The organism is Mesorhizobium sp. AR02 (assembly GCF_024746835.1).
Taxonomy (GTDB): Bacteria; Pseudomonadota; Alphaproteobacteria; order Rhizobiales; family Rhizobiaceae; genus Mesorhizobium.
This window is the reverse complement of record NZ_CP080531.1, coordinates 4,725,536-4,743,449: the sequence shown is the minus strand read 5'-3', so window position 1 is coordinate 4,743,449 and position 17,914 is coordinate 4,725,536. Positions and strand designations below refer to the sequence as shown.

Annotated in this window: 13 protein-coding genes and 3 pseudogenes; 8 read left to right on the top strand and 8 right to left on the bottom strand. The window is 64.8% G+C overall.

Annotation, left to right across the window (positions count from 1 at the left end; genetic code table 11):
* Positions 1-79 precede the first annotated feature (79 nt).
* The 3 genes from DBIPINDM_RS27115 (at position 80) to DBIPINDM_RS27105 (ending at position 3,337) form a co-directional block, all read left to right on the top strand.
* Positions 80-1,744, top strand: coding sequence for a Na/Pi cotransporter family protein (locus DBIPINDM_RS27115; RefSeq protein ID WP_258582067.1), 1,665 nt, complete (start codon positions 80-82; stop codon positions 1,742-1,744).
* A gap of 73 nt (positions 1,745-1,817) precedes the next feature.
* Complete coding sequence (locus tag DBIPINDM_RS27110) at positions 1,818-2,054, top strand: DUF2061 domain-containing protein (RefSeq protein WP_258582066.1); 237 nt, start codon at positions 1,818-1,820, stop codon at positions 2,052-2,054.
* A 98-nt stretch (positions 2,055-2,152) separates the two neighbouring features.
* A complete protein-coding gene (locus DBIPINDM_RS27105) occupies positions 2,153-3,337 on the top strand; it encodes an MFS transporter (protein ID WP_258582065.1) in 1,185 nt (394 codons plus the stop codon).
* A 15-nt stretch (positions 3,338-3,352) separates the two neighbouring features.
* Here the strand turns inward: DBIPINDM_RS27105 and DBIPINDM_RS27100 are convergent, their stop codons facing one another.
* Positions 3,353-5,602, bottom strand: a complete 2,250-nt coding sequence (locus DBIPINDM_RS27100; RefSeq protein WP_258582064.1) for a heavy metal translocating P-type ATPase — start codon at positions 5,600-5,602, stop codon at positions 3,353-3,355.
* Positions 5,603-5,714: 112 nt separating this feature from the next.
* Here DBIPINDM_RS27100 and DBIPINDM_RS27095 point away from each other — a divergent pair, with 112 nt between their 5' ends.
* Positions 5,715-6,131: a MerR family transcriptional regulator gene (locus tag DBIPINDM_RS27095; RefSeq protein WP_258582063.1), complete on the top strand. Its 417-nt coding sequence runs from the start codon at positions 5,715-5,717 to the stop codon at positions 6,129-6,131.
* Between the two features lie 67 nt (positions 6,132-6,198).
* Here DBIPINDM_RS27095 and DBIPINDM_RS27090 read toward each other — a convergent pair.
* Positions 6,199-6,757, bottom strand: a pseudogene (locus tag DBIPINDM_RS27090) (GNAT family N-acetyltransferase).
* Positions 6,758-6,809: 52 nt separating this feature from the next.
* Positions 6,810-7,520, bottom strand: a complete 711-nt coding sequence (locus DBIPINDM_RS27085) for a DNA helicase (RefSeq protein WP_258582062.1) — start codon at positions 7,518-7,520, stop codon at positions 6,810-6,812.
* Positions 7,521-7,891: 371 nt separating this feature from the next.
* Between DBIPINDM_RS27085 and DBIPINDM_RS27080 the strand changes: the two genes are divergently transcribed.
* Positions 7,892-8,884, top strand: coding sequence for a murein L,D-transpeptidase catalytic domain family protein (locus tag DBIPINDM_RS27080; protein ID WP_258582061.1), 993 nt, complete (start codon positions 7,892-7,894; stop codon positions 8,882-8,884).
* A gap of 58 nt (positions 8,885-8,942) precedes the next feature.
* Here DBIPINDM_RS27080 and DBIPINDM_RS27075 read toward each other — a convergent pair whose 3' ends face one another.
* A complete protein-coding gene (locus tag DBIPINDM_RS27075; protein ID WP_258582060.1) occupies positions 8,943-9,734 on the bottom strand; it encodes an alpha/beta fold hydrolase in 792 nt (263 codons plus the stop codon).
* A 46-nt stretch (positions 9,735-9,780) separates the two neighbouring features.
* Between DBIPINDM_RS27075 and DBIPINDM_RS27070 the strand changes: the two are divergent.
* Positions 9,781-10,344: pseudogene (locus tag DBIPINDM_RS27070) on the top strand (LysR substrate-binding domain-containing protein); the annotation flags it as partial.
* Positions 10,345-10,381: 37 nt separating this feature from the next.
* Here DBIPINDM_RS27070 and DBIPINDM_RS27065 read toward each other — a convergent pair.
* Entirely contained in the window at positions 10,382-10,831 is a 450-nt protein-coding gene (locus tag DBIPINDM_RS27065) for a GatB/YqeY domain-containing protein (protein ID WP_258582059.1), read from the bottom strand.
* Positions 10,832-11,109: 278 nt separating this feature from the next.
* Here DBIPINDM_RS27065 and carA point away from each other — a divergent pair, with 278 nt between their 5' ends.
* Positions 11,110-12,327, top strand: coding sequence for a glutamine-hydrolyzing carbamoyl-phosphate synthase small subunit (carA, locus tag DBIPINDM_RS27060; RefSeq protein ID WP_258582058.1), 1,218 nt, complete (start codon positions 11,110-11,112; stop codon positions 12,325-12,327).
* 2 nt (positions 12,328-12,329) lie between these two features.
* On the opposite strand, the gene DBIPINDM_RS27055 is transcribed toward carA, so the two are convergent.
* The 3 genes and pseudogenes from DBIPINDM_RS27055 to DBIPINDM_RS27045 all read right to left on the bottom strand — a co-directional run bounded on the left by DBIPINDM_RS27055 (position 12,330) and on the right by DBIPINDM_RS27045 (position 15,593).
* On the bottom strand, positions 12,330-13,250 hold the full coding sequence (locus DBIPINDM_RS27055; protein ID WP_258582057.1) for an aldo/keto reductase: 921 nt from the start codon (positions 13,248-13,250) through the stop codon (positions 12,330-12,332).
* A pseudogene (locus DBIPINDM_RS27050) lies at positions 13,247-14,511 on the bottom strand (TCR/Tet family MFS transporter). The gene DBIPINDM_RS27055 and the pseudogene DBIPINDM_RS27050 overlap by 4 nt, the downstream one beginning before the upstream one ends.
* Before the next feature lie 152 nt (positions 14,512-14,663).
* The gene (locus tag DBIPINDM_RS27045) at positions 14,664-15,593 is read right to left on the bottom strand and encodes a neutral zinc metallopeptidase (RefSeq protein ID WP_258582056.1); all 930 of its coding nucleotides are present in this window, start codon (positions 15,591-15,593) and stop codon (positions 14,664-14,666) included.
* 203 nt (positions 15,594-15,796) lie between these two features.
* On the opposite strand from DBIPINDM_RS27045, the gene DBIPINDM_RS27040 reads away from it, so the two are divergent.
* On the top strand, positions 15,797-17,866 hold the full coding sequence (locus DBIPINDM_RS27040) for a hypothetical protein (protein WP_258582055.1): 2,070 nt from the start codon (positions 15,797-15,799) through the stop codon (positions 17,864-17,866).
* Positions 17,867-17,914 lie beyond the last annotated feature (48 nt).

The window sequence follows — 17,914 nt, the reverse complement described above, 5'->3', positions numbered from 1 at the left end:
CCATGATTCGTACCCTTGCTTTCCCTCCTGTTCGCCGTGCCGTCCGCACCGCGCGCCCTGTCCGCATGCAGGCGCCGAAATGAGCGGGTCCGTCGTCCTTCTGCATCTGGCCGGCGCGGTCGCGCTGATGCTGTTTGCCACCCGCATGGTGAAGACCGGCGTCGAGCGCGCCTATGGCGACGTGCTGCGCCACAGACTGCGCGCCACCATGCGCAATCCGATCATGGCGGTGCTGGCCGGCACCGGCCTTGCCATCGCCCTGCAAAGCTCGACCGCCGTGACGCTTTTGGTCGGCTCCTTCGCCGGTTCCGGCATCGTCTCGGGTGCGGCCGGCCAGTTGGCGGTGCGCGGCGCCGAGATCGGCTCGGCGCTCGTGGTCAAACTGCTGACCTTCGATCTCACGCTGCTGGTGCCGCTCTGCCTGATCACCGGCACGGTGATGTTCATGGCCACGGAGCGGCGCGACTGGCGCCAGACCGGCCGCATCCTGGTCGGCATCGGCCTTCTGATCCTGTCGCTGGAAATGATCGGCCAGGCGTCGGAGCCGCTGCGCAACAGCCAGCTGATGCCGGTCATCATCAATTACTTCTCCAGCGATTCCATCACCGCCTATCTCTTGGCGGCGCTGATCACCTGGCTGTTCCAGTCGAGCATCGCGGCGGTTCTCTTGATGGCGACGCTGGCCGGCCGCGGCCTGATCAGCCCGGAACTCGGCGTCGTCCTCATCCTCGGCGTCAATCTCGGCTCCTCGATCATCGCGCCGATGCTGACCCGCTCGGCCGGACCCGCCGTGCGCGTCGTGCCGATCGGCAATCTCCTGATGCGCGGGCTGGGCTCGCTGGTCATGCTGATCCTGTTCATGATCGTCCGCCCGCATGTCGGCTTCCTCGGCACGACGGCGGCGGACCAGATCGTCAACGCCCACATCCTGTTCAACGTCATCATCCTGCTTGCCGGCCTGCCGCTGGCCGGCTTCGTCTACCGCGCCTCGGAAAAGATCGTGGCGCTCGGCACCAAGCCGGCCCCGGCCGCCTCGCTCGATATCATCGAGCTTTCGGCCCTTAATGAGAGCGCACTTGATGTGCCGAGCCAGGCGCTGGGCAATGCAACGCGCGAGGTGGTGCGGGTCTGTGAAACCGTCGAGATCATGCTGAAGCGCATCATGGAACTCTACGAGAGCGCCGACGCCGACAAGATCAAGGCGCTGGCGGCCCTCGACGACCGTGTCGACCGCAAGCACGCGGCGATCAAACTTTATCTCGCCAAGCTCACCAAGAACCAGCTGACCGAGGACGAGGCCCTGCGCTGCCAGGAACTGATTGGCGCTTGCATCAAGCTCGAGCAAGTCGGCGACATCATCGTGCGCAACATGCTGGTGCATGTGAAGAAGAAGGTCGACCGCGGGCTGGAATTCACCGACGAGGGCTGGAGCGAATTGTGCGCCTTCCACAGCTCGGTGCTGGCCAATGCCCGGCTTGCCTTCAACGTCCTGGTCTCGCGCGATCCCGAAACGGCCCGCCAGCTGGTGCTGGAGAAGGACCAGTTGCGCGACCGCGAGAAGGAAACCAGCGCCAGCCATTTCCTGCGGCTGCGCGAAGGCACCGCCAAGAGCGTCGAAACCAGCTCGATCCACCTCGACACCATCCGCGACCTGAAGCAGATCAACTCGCTGCTGGCCTCGATGGCCTATCCGGTGCTGGAAGAGCGCGGCCTGCTGACGGGGTCGAGGCTGAAGGCGAGCTGAAGTCGCCTCACTGCGCCTCACTTCGACGGCAAAATACCTTTGCTCCGCTTCCGCCAGTCAGGATAAGGATCGATTGGCCCAGGCTTTCGGAGGAATCGATGGACACCCATTCGCGCAGTTTCGCCAAGGCGCGCTGTCCTGGCGCGTGACCGGCACCATCGACACACTGATCATTTCCCTGGTCGTGACAGGAAGCGTCAAGCTCGCCGCAGCCATCGGCATAACCGAGGTCTTCACCAAGTCCCTGCTCTACTATTTCCACGAGCGGGCGTGGTTGAAGATTCCCTATGGCCGCAAGACTCCAGCCTAAAGCTGCCGGTCAAGAAAACCTAAAGTCGCGACAAAAATTTCTGGATTGCCCCCGCCGTCCATCCGTGGTTTGAGGCCGTTCCAGCCAAGGCTTTCCCCATGTCGCTTCCGCTCATTGCCCTGTTCATCGCTGCATTCGCCTTCGGCACCACCGAATTCGTCATTGCCGGCGTGCTGCCGCAGGTGGCGGAAGGGCTTGGTGTCTCGGTTCCCTCCGCCGGCTATCTCGTCTCCGGCTATGCCTGCGGCATTGCCATTGGCGGCCCGCTGCTGGCGCTCGCCACAAAGTCGCTGCCGCGCAAGACCTTGCTGCTCGGCTTGGCCGTCGCCTTCACCATCGGCCAGGCGGCCTGTGCGCTGGCGCCCGACTTCACCTCGATGCTGCTTTTGCGCATTGCCGTTGCGGTCGCGCATGGCGCCTATTTCGGCGTCGCCATGGTGGTCGCCGTCGGCCTCGTTCCCGAGGACAAACGCGGCATGGCAGTGGCGGTCATCCTGTCCGGCCTCACCGTGTCCAACGTCATCGGCGTGCCGGCCGGCACCGCAATCGGCAACATCTGGGGCTGGCGCGCCACCTTCTGGGTGATGTGCGCGCTGGGCGTGGCTGCAACGCTCGCCATGGCGGCACTCCTGCCGCGCACCACTGGATCATCCGCGAGGCATGTCGGCCTTGCGCGCGAAATCCGCGTGCTGGCGCGCCAGCAGGTCTGGACCTCGCTGATCCTGATGCTGATGTTGATGCTCGGCCAGTTCTGCCTGTTCACCTACATCACGCCGACTTTGCTGGAGGTCACCGGGCTCGACGAGAACCTGGTGCCCTGGGTGCTGCTGCTCAACGGCGTCGGCGCCACCCTTGGCGTCTTCCTCGGCGGCAAATTGTCGGACTGGAAGCTGATGCCATCGCTGATCACCATGCTCGCCTTGCAGGCGGTGACGCTGGCGGTCATCTACGCCGTCAGCCCCTACCCCGTGCCGATGGTTGTCGCGATCGTCGTCTGGGGCGGCCTCAACTTCGCCATCGGCACGCCGATCCAGACCCGCATCCTGGCCTGGACGGCCGACGCGTCGAACCTTGCTTCCTCGCTGATCCCGTCCGGCTTCAATGTCGGCATCGCGCTGGCGGCGTCGCTGGGCGCCGCCATGCTCAATGCCGGCTACGGCTACCGCAGCCTGCCGGTGGCCGGCGCTTTGGCGATGCTGGTCGCCGTGGTCGTCGCAGTCGTCTCCCAGGTCTGGGAAGGGCGCAGCAACGCCACGCCGCCGCTGACGGCACCCGCCGAGTAGCCCACGACAAAGCCCTCACCCGCGCCAGCGCAAGAGACGCATGGCGTTGGCGGTGACCAATACGGTGGCGCCGGTGTCGGCCAGGATCGCCGGCCACAGGCCGGTGATGCCTAAAATGGTGGTGACCAGGAACACCGCCTTCAGCCCCAGCGCCACGATGATGTTCTGGCCGATATTGGCCATCACCGCCCGCGACAGCCGCACCATGCGGGCGACATCCATGACACGGCCATGCAGGATCGCCGCATCCGCCGTCTCCAGCGCCACATCGGTGCCGCCACCCATGGCGATACCGATGTCGGCGGCGGCGAGCGCCGGCGCATCGTTGATGCCGTCGCCGACCTTGGCCACCTTCAGCCCCTCGCGCTGCAATTCGCCGATCATCCGCTGCTTGTCCTGCGGCAACAATTCCGCCCGCGCCTCGATGCCGAGCGAAGCGGCAATGGCTTCCGCCGTGCGGCGGTTGTCGCCGGTCAGCATCACCGTGCGGATGCCCTCTGCCTTGAGTGCCGTGACGCCGGCCGCGGCATCCGGCCGCGGCTCGTCGCGCATGGCGATCAGCCCGGCCACCACGCCATCGGCCACCAGCACGGACACAGTTTTGCCCTGGCCGTTGAGGCTGTCGATGGCAAGGCGCTGCGCTTGCGTCATGTCCGCGCGTTCGCCTGCCGCCGGGCCGGAGCCCAGGAAGACGGCGACGCCGCCGACGCAGCCCTCGACACCCTTGCCGGAGATCGCCTTTGCCGAGAGCGCGGGCGGGACGGGCGCCTTGTCGGCCTTGGCCCTGTCCAGGATCGCCAGCGCCAGCGGATGGCTCGAGCCTTGCTCAAGCGCCGCCGCCAGCGCCAGCACGTTGCGTTCATCGCGGCCATAGACGACAATGTCGGTGACGACTGGTTTGCCCGCGGTCAGCGTGCCGGTCTTGTCGAAGGCCACTGCGGTGATCCGGCGAAAGCCTTCCAGCACCGCGCCACCCTTCATCAACAAGCCGCGCCTTGCGCCGGTCGCCAGGCCTGCGGCGATCGCGGCGGGCGTCGAGATGACCAGCGCGCAGGGACAGCCGATCAACAGGATCGCCAACCCCTTGTAGATCCATTCGCTCCAGTCGCCGCCGGCGAAGAGCGGCGGCAGCAGCGCCACCAGCGCGCCGACCGCCAGCACACCAGGCGTATAGTAGCGCGAAAAGCGATCGATGAAGCGCTCGGTCGGCGCCTTGGCCTCCTGCGCCTCCTCCACCAGCCGCACGACGCGGGCGATGGTGTTGTCGGAAGCGGCCGCCGTCACCCGCACTTTCAGCACGCCGTCGCTGTTGATCGTGCCGGCGAAGACCGCTTCCGCGACGCCCTTGCGCTTCGGCGTGCTTTCGCCGGTCACCGGCGCCTCGTCGATATCGCTCGACCCTTCCACAATCTCGCCGTCGGCCGGGATGCGGTCACCCGGCCGCACCACGATGACGTCGCCTACGCCGAGCTGTTCGGCGGGAACTTCAACCGTGCCGCCTCCCCGCTCGACCAGCGCTGTCTTCGGCACCAAATCGGCCAGCCCTTGGATGCTGGCTCGCGCACGGCCGGCGGCGACACCTTCCAGAAGTTCGCCGATCAGGAACAGCACCACCACGGCCGCAGCTTCCTCCGTGGCGCCGATCATCACGGCGCCAGCGGCGGCGATGGTCATCAGCATCTCGATCGAGAACGGCGTGCCGGCCAGCGCCGCCATCAGCGCGCGCCGCGCGATCGGCACCAGGCCGACCAGCAGTGCGGCCAGGAAAACCCAGCGCTCGGCCACCGGGTACAGATTACCGATGCCATAGGCGGCCAGAAGCGCTGCAGCACAAGCCAGCGTCAATGCCGCGCGGCGGGTGCGCCACCACGCCTGCCCCGGCTCGGCGTGGCTGTGGAGATGCGATGGCCCGGCAGCCCCGTTGGTGATCTGTTGGCCGCCGCCATGATCATGGCCCGCGTGGTCGTGCCCCTCGTAATCATGGCCTTCGTGGTCATGATCGGCATGGTCATGCGCCTTGGCCGCCGGCCCATCTGTCCTGGCCTCCGCCCTGACGATGCCATAACCCAGCCGCGCCACCTGCCGCAGCACCTTGTCGTCATTGAGCGGGCCACCATGGCTGACGGTCATGCTGGCCCCGGTCACCGAAACCGAGACGTCGGCGACGCCGTCGAGGCGGCGCACCGCCGTGTCGACCTTGGCCGCGCAGGAAGCGCAATCCATGCCGCCGATCTTGAACCGTGTCTGCCTTAGAGGAGCCGTCATCACATCACCTGTCTGCGTCTTCACCCGCGCGGCGTGCCGCCGCATGGGTCTTGAACCCTGATGCCAGGCACTGTAATTGCTCTAGTCACTAGAGCTTCAAGGGGCAAAATGCATGTTTTCGATCGGTGATCTCTCCCGCCGCACCGGCGTCAAGGTGCCGACCATCCGCTACTACGAGCAGATGGGCCTGGTCGCCGTGCCCGAACGCTCGGAAGGCAACCAGCGCCGCTACTCCAGGCAGGAGCTGGAGCGGCTGGCCTTCATCCGCCACGCCCGCGACCTCGGCTTCGCCGTCGAGGATATCCGCGCCCTGATCGATCTCAGCGGCCATCCCGAGCAGCCCTGCGGCCATGCCGACAAGATCGCGCAGGAGCAGTTGATTGCCGTGCGCGAAAAGATCGCCCAGCTGAAGCGGCTGGAAACCGAACTGGAGCGCATCGCCTCCTGCTGCGACGGCAAGACGGTCGGCGACTGCTATGTCATCCGCGCGCTGTCCGACCACGCGCTGTGTACCGACGAGCACGGGTGAGATGTCCCCTATTGGCGAAGCCGACGCTCGAAATGAGAGCAGGCTGCCGGCTGCCCAACCTGCAACCCTACAGCTCGATCCTGAACCGTAAACTCTCCACCCCGCCATAGGCGGCATCCTCGAAGAAGCGCTCGACCAGTCTGCCGCCATTGCTCAGGATCACCTTATGCGATGCCGGATTGCCCGGCTTGGCGGTGATCTCGACATAGGGCAGGCCGACCGCCCTCGCCTCGTCGAGCATCAGCCGCAGCGCCTGCGTGGCGTAGCCGCGCCGCCGCTTCCACGGCACCACCGCATAGCCGATATGGCCAAGCACATGGCGAGGGCAGTTCCGCCGTGCCCTTCTGCCAGCGGAAGCCGATCGAGCCCGACGCCTCGCCATCCCAGATCCAGCGGCGGAATCCCGGCAGCCGCGGCACTTGCGTGCCGTCGGGCGAGGTGATCAGGTCACCCCTGGCTTCTGGATCATCAAGGCTGGCGAGAAAGGCCGTCGGATCCTGCTCTATCGCCGCGAGCTCCGCGCGCCTTGCCACGTCCAGCCGCACATTGTCCGGCGACCAGCCGCGCTCGAGCGCCGCCTTGTAGGACGGCAGATGTTCAAGCGCTGGTTTGACGATCTCGACCATGATCCATGCTCCCTGGAAAGCGAAGCCGGCATAGCCGTGGCCGGGAGAACGCTCAAGCTGCCTGGAAACGGATCTCGCCCTTGTTAAGAAAACAGGCCTTGTTGAACAGCGACAAATCCAGGGGGTTCGGCAGGCGGACATCGCTGATATCGGGCACCGGCTTGGTCCTGGGATCGTAGGACCGGTCGATCTGCGAGATGAACACCAGGATCACGCCGCTGTCGCGTGCAAAAGCCTTCAGCGTGCGGACCTGTTCCATCAGGCCCGGGTTTTCCCGCCTTTGGTCGAGCAATTGCAAATAGTCGATGACCGCCAACGTACCGCGCGGCGCCGATCCCAACCTTCTGACGATGTAGTCGGCGCAGATGGCATCGGAAGTGTCGAACTCGAACAGCTGGTCGAACCGGGCCGGCTCGGCCCCGATGGCATGAAACCGCTCCAGTACGCCCCGTTGCGTATATTCCAGCGTGAAGAACACGCTGCGATGGCCTGATTTCATCGCTTCGATCGCCAGTTCGAGGCTCATCAGTGTCTTGCCGTGGCCCGGCCGCGCGCCGACAAGAACCAGATCACCCGGCGCCAGCTGCGCGAACAATTTGCTGGCGGGCACCGTCTCGGAAAGCTTCGCCGCCAGCAAGCTCCAGCTGGCAAAACCTTGCTGCACTGCAATACGGTCAAGCGCCTGGTGGAGCGGGATTTTTGCCTCGCGCGACAACAGCCTGGCTTGACGCTTCAGATGATAGATGGGCTGGGACAGCTTCATCGCAAAACCTCCTGGTGCGAGCAGTCTTCGCAACCCCTCCTTATGCCTTGTGCTCGAACAGTCGGTCCGATGATGAGAGTGCCCCGCATGAACTGATGCTTTCCCGACGGGAGGGAGGAGGCGCGGGCCACGCCAGAATCAGATCATAGCGCAATCAGAACGGATCGAAAATCTCGCGTGTCCACGGAGGCATTAGCCGCAAGCCTTGGACCAGCATCCCGGTCTATGGGCGGTTTGCGCGCCGGGCCGGTTCGCCTGAACTTGCGGGCGCGCTAAACAAAGATGTGTTTCGCCGATTGCCGCGAGACATTTTATGATTGGCTGCGTGTGGCAACAAGGATTCGCATGCCTTCGGCAGGAGAATTGAACCGGTGCGGTTGAGATCTGTCCCATTGGGTGTCGTCATCATCCTGAGCCTTCTCGTCATTGCCCTGACGGCGACGGTCCGGTCCTTTGCCGCGCCATCCGGCATCCCGGCCTGGCTGCAGGCCCATGTCGGCGACAGCGATGGCCAAATCTCTCAGGTGGTGCTGGAGCGGGCGCGCGCGCTCTACCTGAAGAAGGTGGCGCAAGGCGCCGTCAGGAACCCCTGCTATTTCGCCATGGATGCAACGCGTCCCGGCGATCTCGGCAATGGCGTGCTCGGCCGCCGGTACTACGTCGTCTGCGAAGCCAGCCAGTCGTTTCGCGCCATCTCGTCGGGTCACGGCGGCGGCAAGAATCTGAAAGGCACGGTCGATTTCTCAAACGGCAGGCGGTGCTCCAAGAATTTCGGCAATGCCATGGATTCCGAGTTGACCGCCGGCGGCGCCTACATGACCCGCGAGGCAAAAACCTCCTTCAAGGGTTTTTATCGCACCGGCGCGAAACAGGATGCCGCCTTCCTGCGCACCTTCATACAATTCGACGGCGAAGGCGAAGCCGCCAACGCCAGGCAGCGCGTGATCGGCGGCCATGCGGCGCAGGTGCTGCGTGGCATGTGCATGCGCAAAAGCCCAAACAGCTCCTACGCCGATCATGATGGTCTGGTGCCGTTCGGCAAGCTGGTGGACTATGCCGGCGGCCGCAGCAATGGCTGCACCAGCTGGTCGCCGGCCGATGCCCAGCAGATCATCGCAATGGTCAAGGACAACCCGACGACGCTCTACATCTACCCGGAATCGCGCGACATCGCCGCCGTCGCGCAGGCGGCAAAAGGCCATTCGCTAGCCGGCACCGACCTCTATTGGAACGCGTCCTGCCTGAAGGAAATCGGCGCACCGAAATTCTGGCCGAAGAAAACCCTCGAGCCGATCATCGCCCAGTACAAGAAGGACCACCCGGCACCGCCACCGCAGCCGGCGCCGATGTGCAAGGAGCCGTGAGGTCCCGCTCTGGACAGGCCGCGAACCTCACTCACCGCGTTGAGTTTCGTGCTTCTGTTCATCGCAGAAAATCGAGCACGGCCTTTATGAATTCGGCCGGATATTCGACGTTCGACAGGTGAACCGCGGGCAGCACAACCAGCTTCGCACCGGGCACGGCTGCCGCGATCAGTTCGCTATGGCTGGCCGCCGTCACCGTGTCATGCTCGCCGGCAATCACCAGCGTCGGCCGGTTGATCAGCGCCACCGTGCGGCGAAGGTCGGCATCGCGCACCGCCGCGAACAGCCCGGCCAGGCCCAGCCGGTCGATCGCCAGCAGCATGGTTCGGAATTCCTCAATGGCCGGTACGTTGGCCGCCACCATCTGCGCGGGGAACCAGTTGTTGAGGAACATTTCGGCGGTTTCTGACATGTCCGGCGCCTGCCGGACAACGACAATCCGCTCGTCGAAATAGCTTGCCGGCCCGAGATGGGACGAGGTGTTGCTCAGGATCAGCCGGTCGATCCGCTCGGGCGCGTGGATGCCGAGCCACTGCCCGACGAAGCCGCCGAGCGACAGGCCGAGGAAATGCACACGTCCAAGCCCGAGCGCATCGAGCAGCTCGATCACGTCGCGCCCAAGCCGGTCGAGCGAATAGGCGCCGACTGGCGCGCTTGACCCGCCATGACCGCGAAAATCGTAGCGTAGAACGCGGAAATGCCTGGACAGTTCGCCGACCTGCCCGTCCCACATATGCAGCGTGGTGCCGATGGAGTTCGACAGCACCAGCACCGGCTTTCCGGCATCGCCGTCGAAGCGATAGGCGATGCGCGTGCCGTCGCCGATGGTCACGAAATTCAGCTCACTCATGGTGAAAATTCCTTCTGGAACGTTGAATGAGGCAGAGCGTAGTCGCGGCACGCGCCTGCATCTGCATTTCGAGGCCGTTGGCGGTCCGTGGGAGCGCCTTTTCGATGACGAGGCCGACCTGATCCTGCACTGGGTCGACAAGGGCGATGCGCGGGTGGAATGGGTCGATTTGTGCAAGGTGCCCTTCATTCCCGTGGTGGCACCAGGCTTTCTGCCGGAACGCATCAGAGAGCCGATCACGCCCGATCAGATGCAGGCGCTGACCCAATGCGTCATGCGCGACAGCGCCCGCCATTCGCCACAACAAGACTATTCGCTGATCGAAGGCGCGCCGCAATGCCTGGTGGCCGACCAGGGCATGAAGAAGGAGATCATCCTGCAGGGCCTCGGCTGGGGCCACCTGCCCCGCTTCCTGATCGAGGAGGAGCTCGGCGACGGCCGCCTGCGCTCCATTGCCGGCCGGCATATGCCTGGCCGCATCGACGAGCTGGTGGTGGCGCGCCGCCGCGACCGGCCGCACGGACCGGTCGCCAGCCGGTTATGGGACTATGTCCGGCAGGAAGCACCGGCATTGCGCCTCGCATTGGAGCCGCCAAAAACCGCGTCGTAGGGCAAGGTCAGACTTGACGGTTGCCCTTAACACCCCCCTACTGCAGCAGGCCCTTGACGATGCCGCTTGCCTTGCCGAAATCCATCTGGCCGGCATATTTCTGCTTCAGCGCGGCGATCACCTTGCCCATGTCCTTCTGGCTGGCAGCACCCGTCGCCGCGATCGCTTCGCGTGCGGCGGTCGCAATGGCTGCGTCGTCAAGCTGGGTCGGCAGGAAGCCGCGGATGATCTCCATCTCGCCGCGCTCCTGCGCCGCCAGTTCCGGCCGCTTGCCGTCTTCGAATGCCTTGGCCGATTCCTCGCGCTGCTTCACCATCTTGGCCAGGATCTGCAAGATCTCCTCGTCGCTGGCGGGGTCCTTGGCCGAACCGCGATTGGCGATGTCGCGATCATGAATGGCGGCCTGGATCAGCCGCAATGTCGGCAGCCGGTGCTTGTCCTGCGCCTTCATCGCGCTCTTCAGGGATTCGGCGATTTTCGCGCGCATTGTACTTTCTCCTTCGGTCGGCGCGGACAATAGCGCCGGGGGCGAGCCGACGCAAACCCTGATATGCCAGGGCAAGCCCATGATATTGCTGGATGAAATAAATCGCGGCCGCATTTCGCATGATCATTGACCGACCTGCCCCCTTCCCCTATGTACTGGGCCTTGCATGAACTGAAGCTTGACTGCGTGGGAGCCGCGAATTCGCCGCTTCGCGCCGTTTGCCGCGCAGATCGCCCGCCGGGCCGGTTACTAGCGCGCGGCCCGATAGGAGTGCCGCCATGGCCGAGATGACGCCCACGCTGACCCCACCTTGGGCCACCGAAAAGCCGACTGCCCTTCTGGTGCTGGCCGATGGCACCGTCATCGAGGGCCGCGGCCTCGGCGCCACCGGCTCCGCTGTTGCCGAGGTCTGCTTCAACACGGCACTCACCGGCTACCAGGAAATCCTCACCGACCCCTCCTATGCCGGCCAGATCGTCACCTTCACCTTCCCGCATATCGGCAATATCGGCACCAATGGCGAGGACATCGAAGACCTCAACCCGGCTGCCCGCGCCGGCGCCGTCGGCGCCGTGTTCAAGGCCGATGTCACCAACCCGTCCAACTACCGCGCCGCGGGTGGTCTCGACCAGTGGCTGAAGAAGCGCGGCATCGTTGCCCTGTCGGGCATCGACACCCGCGCGCTCACCGCGCTGATCCGCGAAAAGGGCATGCCCAACGCCGTCATCGCCCATGCGCCCGATGGCGTCTTCGACCTCGACGATTTGAAGCAGCGCGCCGCAGCCTGGTCCGGCCTGATCGGGCTCGACCTTGCCAAGGAAGTCACCTCGGGCCAGTCGTCGGTCTGGCGCGAGACGCCCTGGGTGTGGAACGAAGGCTTTGGCGAACAGGCCGAGCCGTCCATGCACGTCGTCGCCATCGACTACGGCGTCAAGCGCAACATATTGCGCCTGCTCGCCGGCCTTGGCGCCAAGGTGACCGTGGTTCCGGCCAGCACCGGCTCGGAAGAGATCCTCGCCATGCAGCCCGACGGCATCTTTCTCTCCAACGGCCCCGGCGACCCGGAGGCCACCGGCGACTATGCTGTGCCTGTCATCCGCGATTTGCTGAAGACCGATATCCCGGTGTTCGGCATCTGCCTCGGCCACCAGATGCTGGCGCTGGCGCTCGGCGGCAGGACCGCCAAGATGCACCAGGGCCATCACGGCGCCAACCATCCGGTCAAGGACCATACCACCGGCAAGGTCGAGATCGTCTCGATGAATCACGGCTTCGCCGTCGATGCCGACTCGCTGCCCGAAGGCGTCGAGGAAACCCATGTCTCGCTGTTCGACGGCTCGAACTGCGGCATTGCGCTCACCGGCCGCCCGGTGTTCTCGGTCCAGCATCACCCCGAAGCCTCGCCCGGCCCGCAGGACTCGCACTATCTGTTCCGCCGCTTCGTCAATTTGATCCGCGAAAAGCGCGGCGAGGAGTTGCTGGCGGAGCGGGCCTGACCTCACGCCACCGGCCGCCCTTCGCTGGCCTCCAGTATGGCGAACCATTGCTGGCGGTCGAGCACGATGTCGAGCGCCTTGACCATGGCCGCCAGCCGTTCCGGCTTCATCGAACCGAGCACCGGCACCAGCCGGGCCGGATGCCGCAGCAGCCAGGCAATGGCAACAGTGGCGAGATCGCCGGCACCGACTTCGGCGGCCACCGCCGCGAGCGCTGCCCGCACCCGTGCTTCCCGGCTTTCCGTGCCGGTGAACAGCGTACCGCCGCCGAGCGGCGACCAGATCATCGGCGCGTAGGCCAGACGCTGCGCGTGGTCGAGGCTGCCGTCGGTCAGCGCCGATGTCTTGAGCACCGACATCTCGATCTGGTTGGTGGCCAAGGGAAACGGCAGCCGCGAGGCCAAGAGATCGAATTGCGACGGCGTGAAATTGGAAACGCCGACCGCCCTCACCTTGCCCGCCTTGACCAGTCCAGCCAGCGCCGCCGCCGTCTCGTCGGCGTCCATCAGCGAATCCGGCCGGTGCAGCAGCAACAGGTCGAGATAGTCGGTGTGGAGATTGGTCAGCGAACGGTCGACCGAGGCGGTGATGTGGGCGGCGCTGGTGTCGTAGTGCTTCAGCCGGTTTTGCGGCCAGTTGGCCGAGGCCAGCATGATGTCGCATTTCGAGATCAGCTCGATCCCCTCGCGCTTGCCTTTCCAGCGCAACAGCCCGGCGCCGAACGCCGCCTCCACCTCGTAATTCCCGTAGATGTCGGCATGGTCGAAACTGGTCAGGCCGAGATCGACGGCGCTGCCGATCAGCCGCGCGACCTGATCGGCATCCGGGCGGGCGCCGCCGTCGAGCAGGCGCCAGGCACCGAAGACCAGCCGCGACAGCGACACCCCGTCCTTGGTCAGCGTGATGCGGCTGTCATGGCTCATATCTGCGCTCCATCTTCCGCGACATCGGTCGTGACATTTGTGATCGTCGCCGGCCTCGCCACCTTGGTGACGAAGACGATAACCGCCAGCAGCAGGAAGCACGCACCGACCAGATAGGGCGCGCCGCCGAAGGTCACGGGCGCGCTTGGTCCGGTGAACCAGGAAAAGATCGCGGTGTAGAGCAGCGGCGTGATGATCGAGGTGATCGAGAAGATCGAGGTCATCGCGCCCTGCAGTTCGCCCTGTGCCGAAGGCGGCACCTTGGCGGCGGCTAAGCTTCTCAGCGGCGGATCGGCCAGCGCTTCCAGGCATCCGACGACGATCACCGCATAGACCATCCATCCCTGCGAAGCGAAGGCGTAGCCGAAGGCGCTGGCCGCGGTGAAGGTCAGGCCGATGACCGCCGTCCTCCACTCGCCGAGCCTGGGGATCACACGCGGCAGCACCGTGCCCATGATGATCGCGCCACACAGGCCGAAGGCACCAAGCGAAAAACCGATCTGCTGCTGGCTCCAGCCATAGCGGTAGTTTGAGACAAACGACCACACCGCCGGATACATCATGTGGCCGAGCGTCATCAGGAAGAAGACGAGCCGATCCAGCCGATGCCATGATATTGGCGCATCTGCAGCAGCGTGCCGACCGGGTTGGCGCGTTTCCACTCGAAGCGGCGGCGATGCTTTTCATCGAGCGTTTCCGGCAGCAAGAACGTCGCGATCAGGAAGTTCACGAAGGCGAGCCCGGCGGCGAAAAAGAATGGCACGCGCGGTCCGAACGTGCCGAGCAATCCGCCCAGCACCGGCCCGATGACGAAGCCGACGCCGAAGGCAATGCCGAGCAGGCCGAAATTCTTCGCCCGGTTCTCGTCATTCGAGATGTCGGCGATGAAGGCCGACGTCGTCGAATAGCTGGCGCCCGAAATGCCGGCCAGCACACGGCCGATGAACAGCATCGGATAGGACCAGGCGATCGCGCAGATCAGGTTGTCGATGGAGAAGGTCAGCACCGAGGCAAGCAGGATCGGCCGCCGCCCGAAACGGTCGCTCAGCCCGCCCATGATGGGCGCGAAAAAGAACTGCATGGCCGCATAGACGAAGAACAGCCAGCCGCCTTCGATCGCCGCTCCGCTGATGCTGACACCGGACAATTCCTGCAAATAGGCCGGCAGCACCGGCATGATCATGCCGAAGCCGATAATGTCGAGCAGCAGCGTGGTGAAGACCAGCGCGAGGCCCCGCCTGGCGGTTTTGGGGTCGATCATGACGGGTCCAAGCTCCTCCGGCCGCCCTGGGCACGGGCGCACCTTATAGGCGAACCCGCAAAAAGGAACAATGCGAGAACAAGCAGGAATGTTTGATCCTGACACTCCCTGACGGCGTCTTCGACGTCAGGGCAATGCAGCGAAACGAGTGCTTAGAGCGGACCACTCATCGTGTTGCAATCCGACAGCTTGCCGCTCTTGTAGCCGCGCGCCAGCCAGGTCTGCCGCTGCTGCGAGGTGCCGTGGTTGAAGCTTTCCGGCACGACATAGCCCTGCATCTTCTTCTGCAGCGTGTCGTCGCCGATCTGCTTGGCGGCGTTCAGCGCGCTTTCGATGTCGCCCTGCTCCAATATGCCCTTCTGCGCGGTGAAATGCGCCCACACGCCGGCGAAGCAGTCGGCCTGCAGCTCGATGCGCACCGACAGCTGGTTGGCATCGGCTTCGCTCATGCCTTGCCGCATCTGGTTGAATTTGCCCATGATGCCGGTGAGGTTCTGCACGTGGTGGCCGACCTCATGCGCGATGACATAGGCCCGCGCGAATTCACCCGACGCACCGAACTGCTGGTCGAGCTGCTGGAAGAAGGTCATGTCGAGATAGACCTTGTGGTCGCCCGGACAGTAGAACGGCCCGGCAGCCGCCGAAGCGAAGCCGCAGGCCGAACGGACCTGGCCGGAAAACAGCACCAGCTTCGGGTCCTCATAGGTCAGGCCTTGCGACTTGAAGATGCCGGTCCAGGTGTCTTCCGTCTCGGCCAGCACGGTCGCGACGAACTGCTTCATCTCGTCATTGGCAGGCGTACCCGCGCCGCTGTCCTGGCCGCCGCCGCTGTTGTCGGTGATCTGGCCACCGCCGCCGGGCAGCAGACCGCCGTCGCCACCACCCAGGATCGCCGAGGGATCGAAGCCGAAATACCATCCGGCCAGCACCACCAGGATGACGAGGATGATGCTGCCGCCGCCACCGGTGCGGCCGCCAATGGGGAGTTGGAACTGGCCGCCACCGCCACCGATCCCGCCGCCGCCGCTGTCGCTGCGGTCGTCCTCGATATTGTCACTCTGACGACGGCCTCTCCAGAGCATGGCAACTCCCCGTGATAAACTTCCTCGTTGCTCCGGCAAGGCCGGCTCAACCAAACAAACAATTATCCCAATGGTTGCGCCAAGTCACAGCATTTTTCGGCGACCTCAGGGCGCGCGAACTGGCAGTTACCGCGACTGTCGCCCCCATGGCCGAAGATCGGGAAGACCGCTAGTGTCCGGTTTTCTGTGGAAGCGAGGGGCGCTTGCGGATCATCGGCCAATTCCTGCTGTTGCTGATGGCATTGACCTGCCTAGGTATCGGGCCGGCCGGCGCGGTGACGCTCGATTCCAGCGTCGCCGTCACCGATCCGGCGACCTTGCAGGCGCTGGAGCGCGGCGGCCTGTCGATCAGCCGGCTGCTCGGCCCGGCACTCGGCCTCACCCGTGACGTCGACAATCACGGCCTGTTTTCCGTGCCGGCGCTGGCCACGGTGCGCGACACGGTCAAGCAGGAGATATCAGACGAGCCGAAGACCAGCCCCGACCCCTATGTCGCGGCCATGGCCAGATCGAGCGACACTAGCCAGAAATTCAATCCGAAATACATTGACGACGACGGCTCGACGCTGGACCTGACCGGCGTCGTCAACCGCATGGATCGCGGTTATCTCGGCCATACCGAATGCGGTGAGATCAGGCTGATCTACCGCTTCCACTATTCGGTCGCCGAAACGCCGGCCAAGGGCAAGGTGGCGCAGCGCATCTCCTCGCGCCTGCCGCTGACCATGAGCCTGGTGTTCAACGCCAAGCCCGGGCGGGCGCAGGCGCGCGCTTCGAAGGATCTGCCGAGCGCAACCGACGTGTCCTGCGCCGACATTGCCCAGCGCTGGCTGGCCGCCGGCCAGAAGGACCTGCCGCCCGAGCAGTTGGCCGCCTGGCTGCGCTCCGACGAAGGGCCGCTGTCGGGCGCCATGCTCAATTCCTCGCAGATCATGCGGCTCGAACTCAACATGCAGGTGCTGCGCCTGTCGGCCTCGACGCGGCGCGATTTCGGCGGCCATGCCGAATATCTCCTCAAGATCTTCAAATGGAACCCGGCCACTTCGAGCTTCTACGAATCGAAGATGGAGAACCAGATCGACCGGGCGACGGTGCTGGCCGATAAGCCGTCCTTCGCCAAATGGCTGCTCACCGACCGCAACATCTACGACCTCGACCATGGCCGGCTGGTTATCGACGAAAAATTCCTGACCAAGAGCGCCGTTTCGGTCGCACCCGGTGGCCTGAGCCGGTCGCAGAACAACATCGCCTATGGGTTGGTCGACGACGCCGATATCGACAAGGCGCTGAAGGATTATGTCGCCAGGGGCAATACGCTCGCCACCATCAAGTCGGTCGCCGGCTTCAATTTGCGGCTGAACGAAATGTGCTGCACCGGCTGCCACCAGACCCACGGCATTGCCGGCTTCCACTACACCGGCGCCGATCCGGCCAGCGAACCGCGCCGCAATGCCGTCTTCGTGCCGGGCTCGGCCGTCTTCTTCGCCGACCTGCCGCGCCGCCGCGCCATCGTCGAGCAGTTCGCCGCCGGCGGCCATCCGGATTTCACCAGAGGCTTCGCCGCCCGTCCGGACCAGAAATATGCCGAAGCGCTGAAGGACACCGACCTCTACAATGGCTGGGGCTCGATCTGTTATCGCGGTGACGATGCAAGCTTCAAGGACTGGACCTGTGGTGCCGGCCTGCGCTGCGCCGGTGTCCACGAAAGCGCCATCCATCCGGGCTTCGGCACCTGCGTCAGCGAGAAGGGCACCGCGGTCGGCGACCCTGTCGAGTTCGGCGAGGTCAAGATGTCGACATGGGGCAACGACCAGTATTGCCGCCTGTCGCCGGCCACCGCCAAGGCCTGCGCCATCGACCCGGCGCGCGACAAGAAACCATTGGTCAAGCTCGCCGGCTATGGCGCCGCGCGTCAGCGTTACGACAACCCCGAACAGAAGACCGGCGGCTTTCCCGGTGGCATGCTGCGCAAGGCGACCTGCGACAAGCTTCCCGACGAAGCGACGTGCGGCCGTCTGGCCAAGACCGGCTTCAACGACTGTATCGCGTCGGGCAAGGACCACAAATTCTGCACCAGTGAATTCACCAAGACCGCCGGCCTGCGCGCCTGCGACAAGGCGCATCCCTGCCGCGAAGACTATATCTGTACTGCCGGCTACGATGACTTACCCCAGGCCAAGCCTGGCAAGGGCACCTGCATCCCGCCCTATTTCATCTTCCAGTTCCGCGTCGACGGCCACCCCAGAAGCTGGGTGCAGGATGTCCGTGAGTGAACACGCCTTGATTGTTGCGTCCAGGCGCATTCCGACAAACGACTAGAG

Bases quoted from the DNA above. Each gene is read 5' to 3' on its own strand.
- DBIPINDM_RS27115 (WP_258582067.1), top strand. From the start codon at position 80: ATGAGCGGGTCCGTCGTCCTTCTGCATCTGGCCGGCGCGGTCGCGCTG.
- DBIPINDM_RS27105 (WP_258582065.1), top strand. From the start codon at position 2,153: ATGTCGCTTCCGCTCATTGCCCTGTTCATCGCTGCATTCGCCTTCGGC.
- DBIPINDM_RS27100 (WP_258582064.1), bottom strand. From the start codon at position 5,602: ATGACGGCTCCTCTAAGGCAGACACGGTTCAAGATCGGCGGCATGGAT.
- DBIPINDM_RS27095 (WP_258582063.1), top strand. From the start codon at position 5,715: ATGTTTTCGATCGGTGATCTCTCCCGCCGCACCGGCGTCAAGGTGCCG.
- DBIPINDM_RS27085 (WP_258582062.1), bottom strand. From the start codon at position 7,520: ATGAAGCTGTCCCAGCCCATCTATCATCTGAAGCGTCAAGCCAGGCTG.
- DBIPINDM_RS27075 (WP_258582060.1), bottom strand. From the start codon at position 9,734: ATGAGTGAGCTGAATTTCGTGACCATCGGCGACGGCACGCGCATCGCC.
- DBIPINDM_RS27065 (WP_258582059.1), bottom strand. From the start codon at position 10,831: ATGCGCGCGAAAATCGCCGAATCCCTGAAGAGCGCGATGAAGGCGCAG.
- carA (WP_258582058.1), top strand. From the start codon at position 11,110: ATGGCCGAGATGACGCCCACGCTGACCCCACCTTGGGCCACCGAAAAG.
- DBIPINDM_RS27055 (WP_258582057.1), bottom strand. From the start codon at position 13,250: ATGAGCCATGACAGCCGCATCACGCTGACCAAGGACGGGGTGTCGCTG.
- DBIPINDM_RS27045 (WP_258582056.1), bottom strand. From the start codon at position 15,593: ATGCTCTGGAGAGGCCGTCGTCAGAGTGACAATATCGAGGACGACCGC.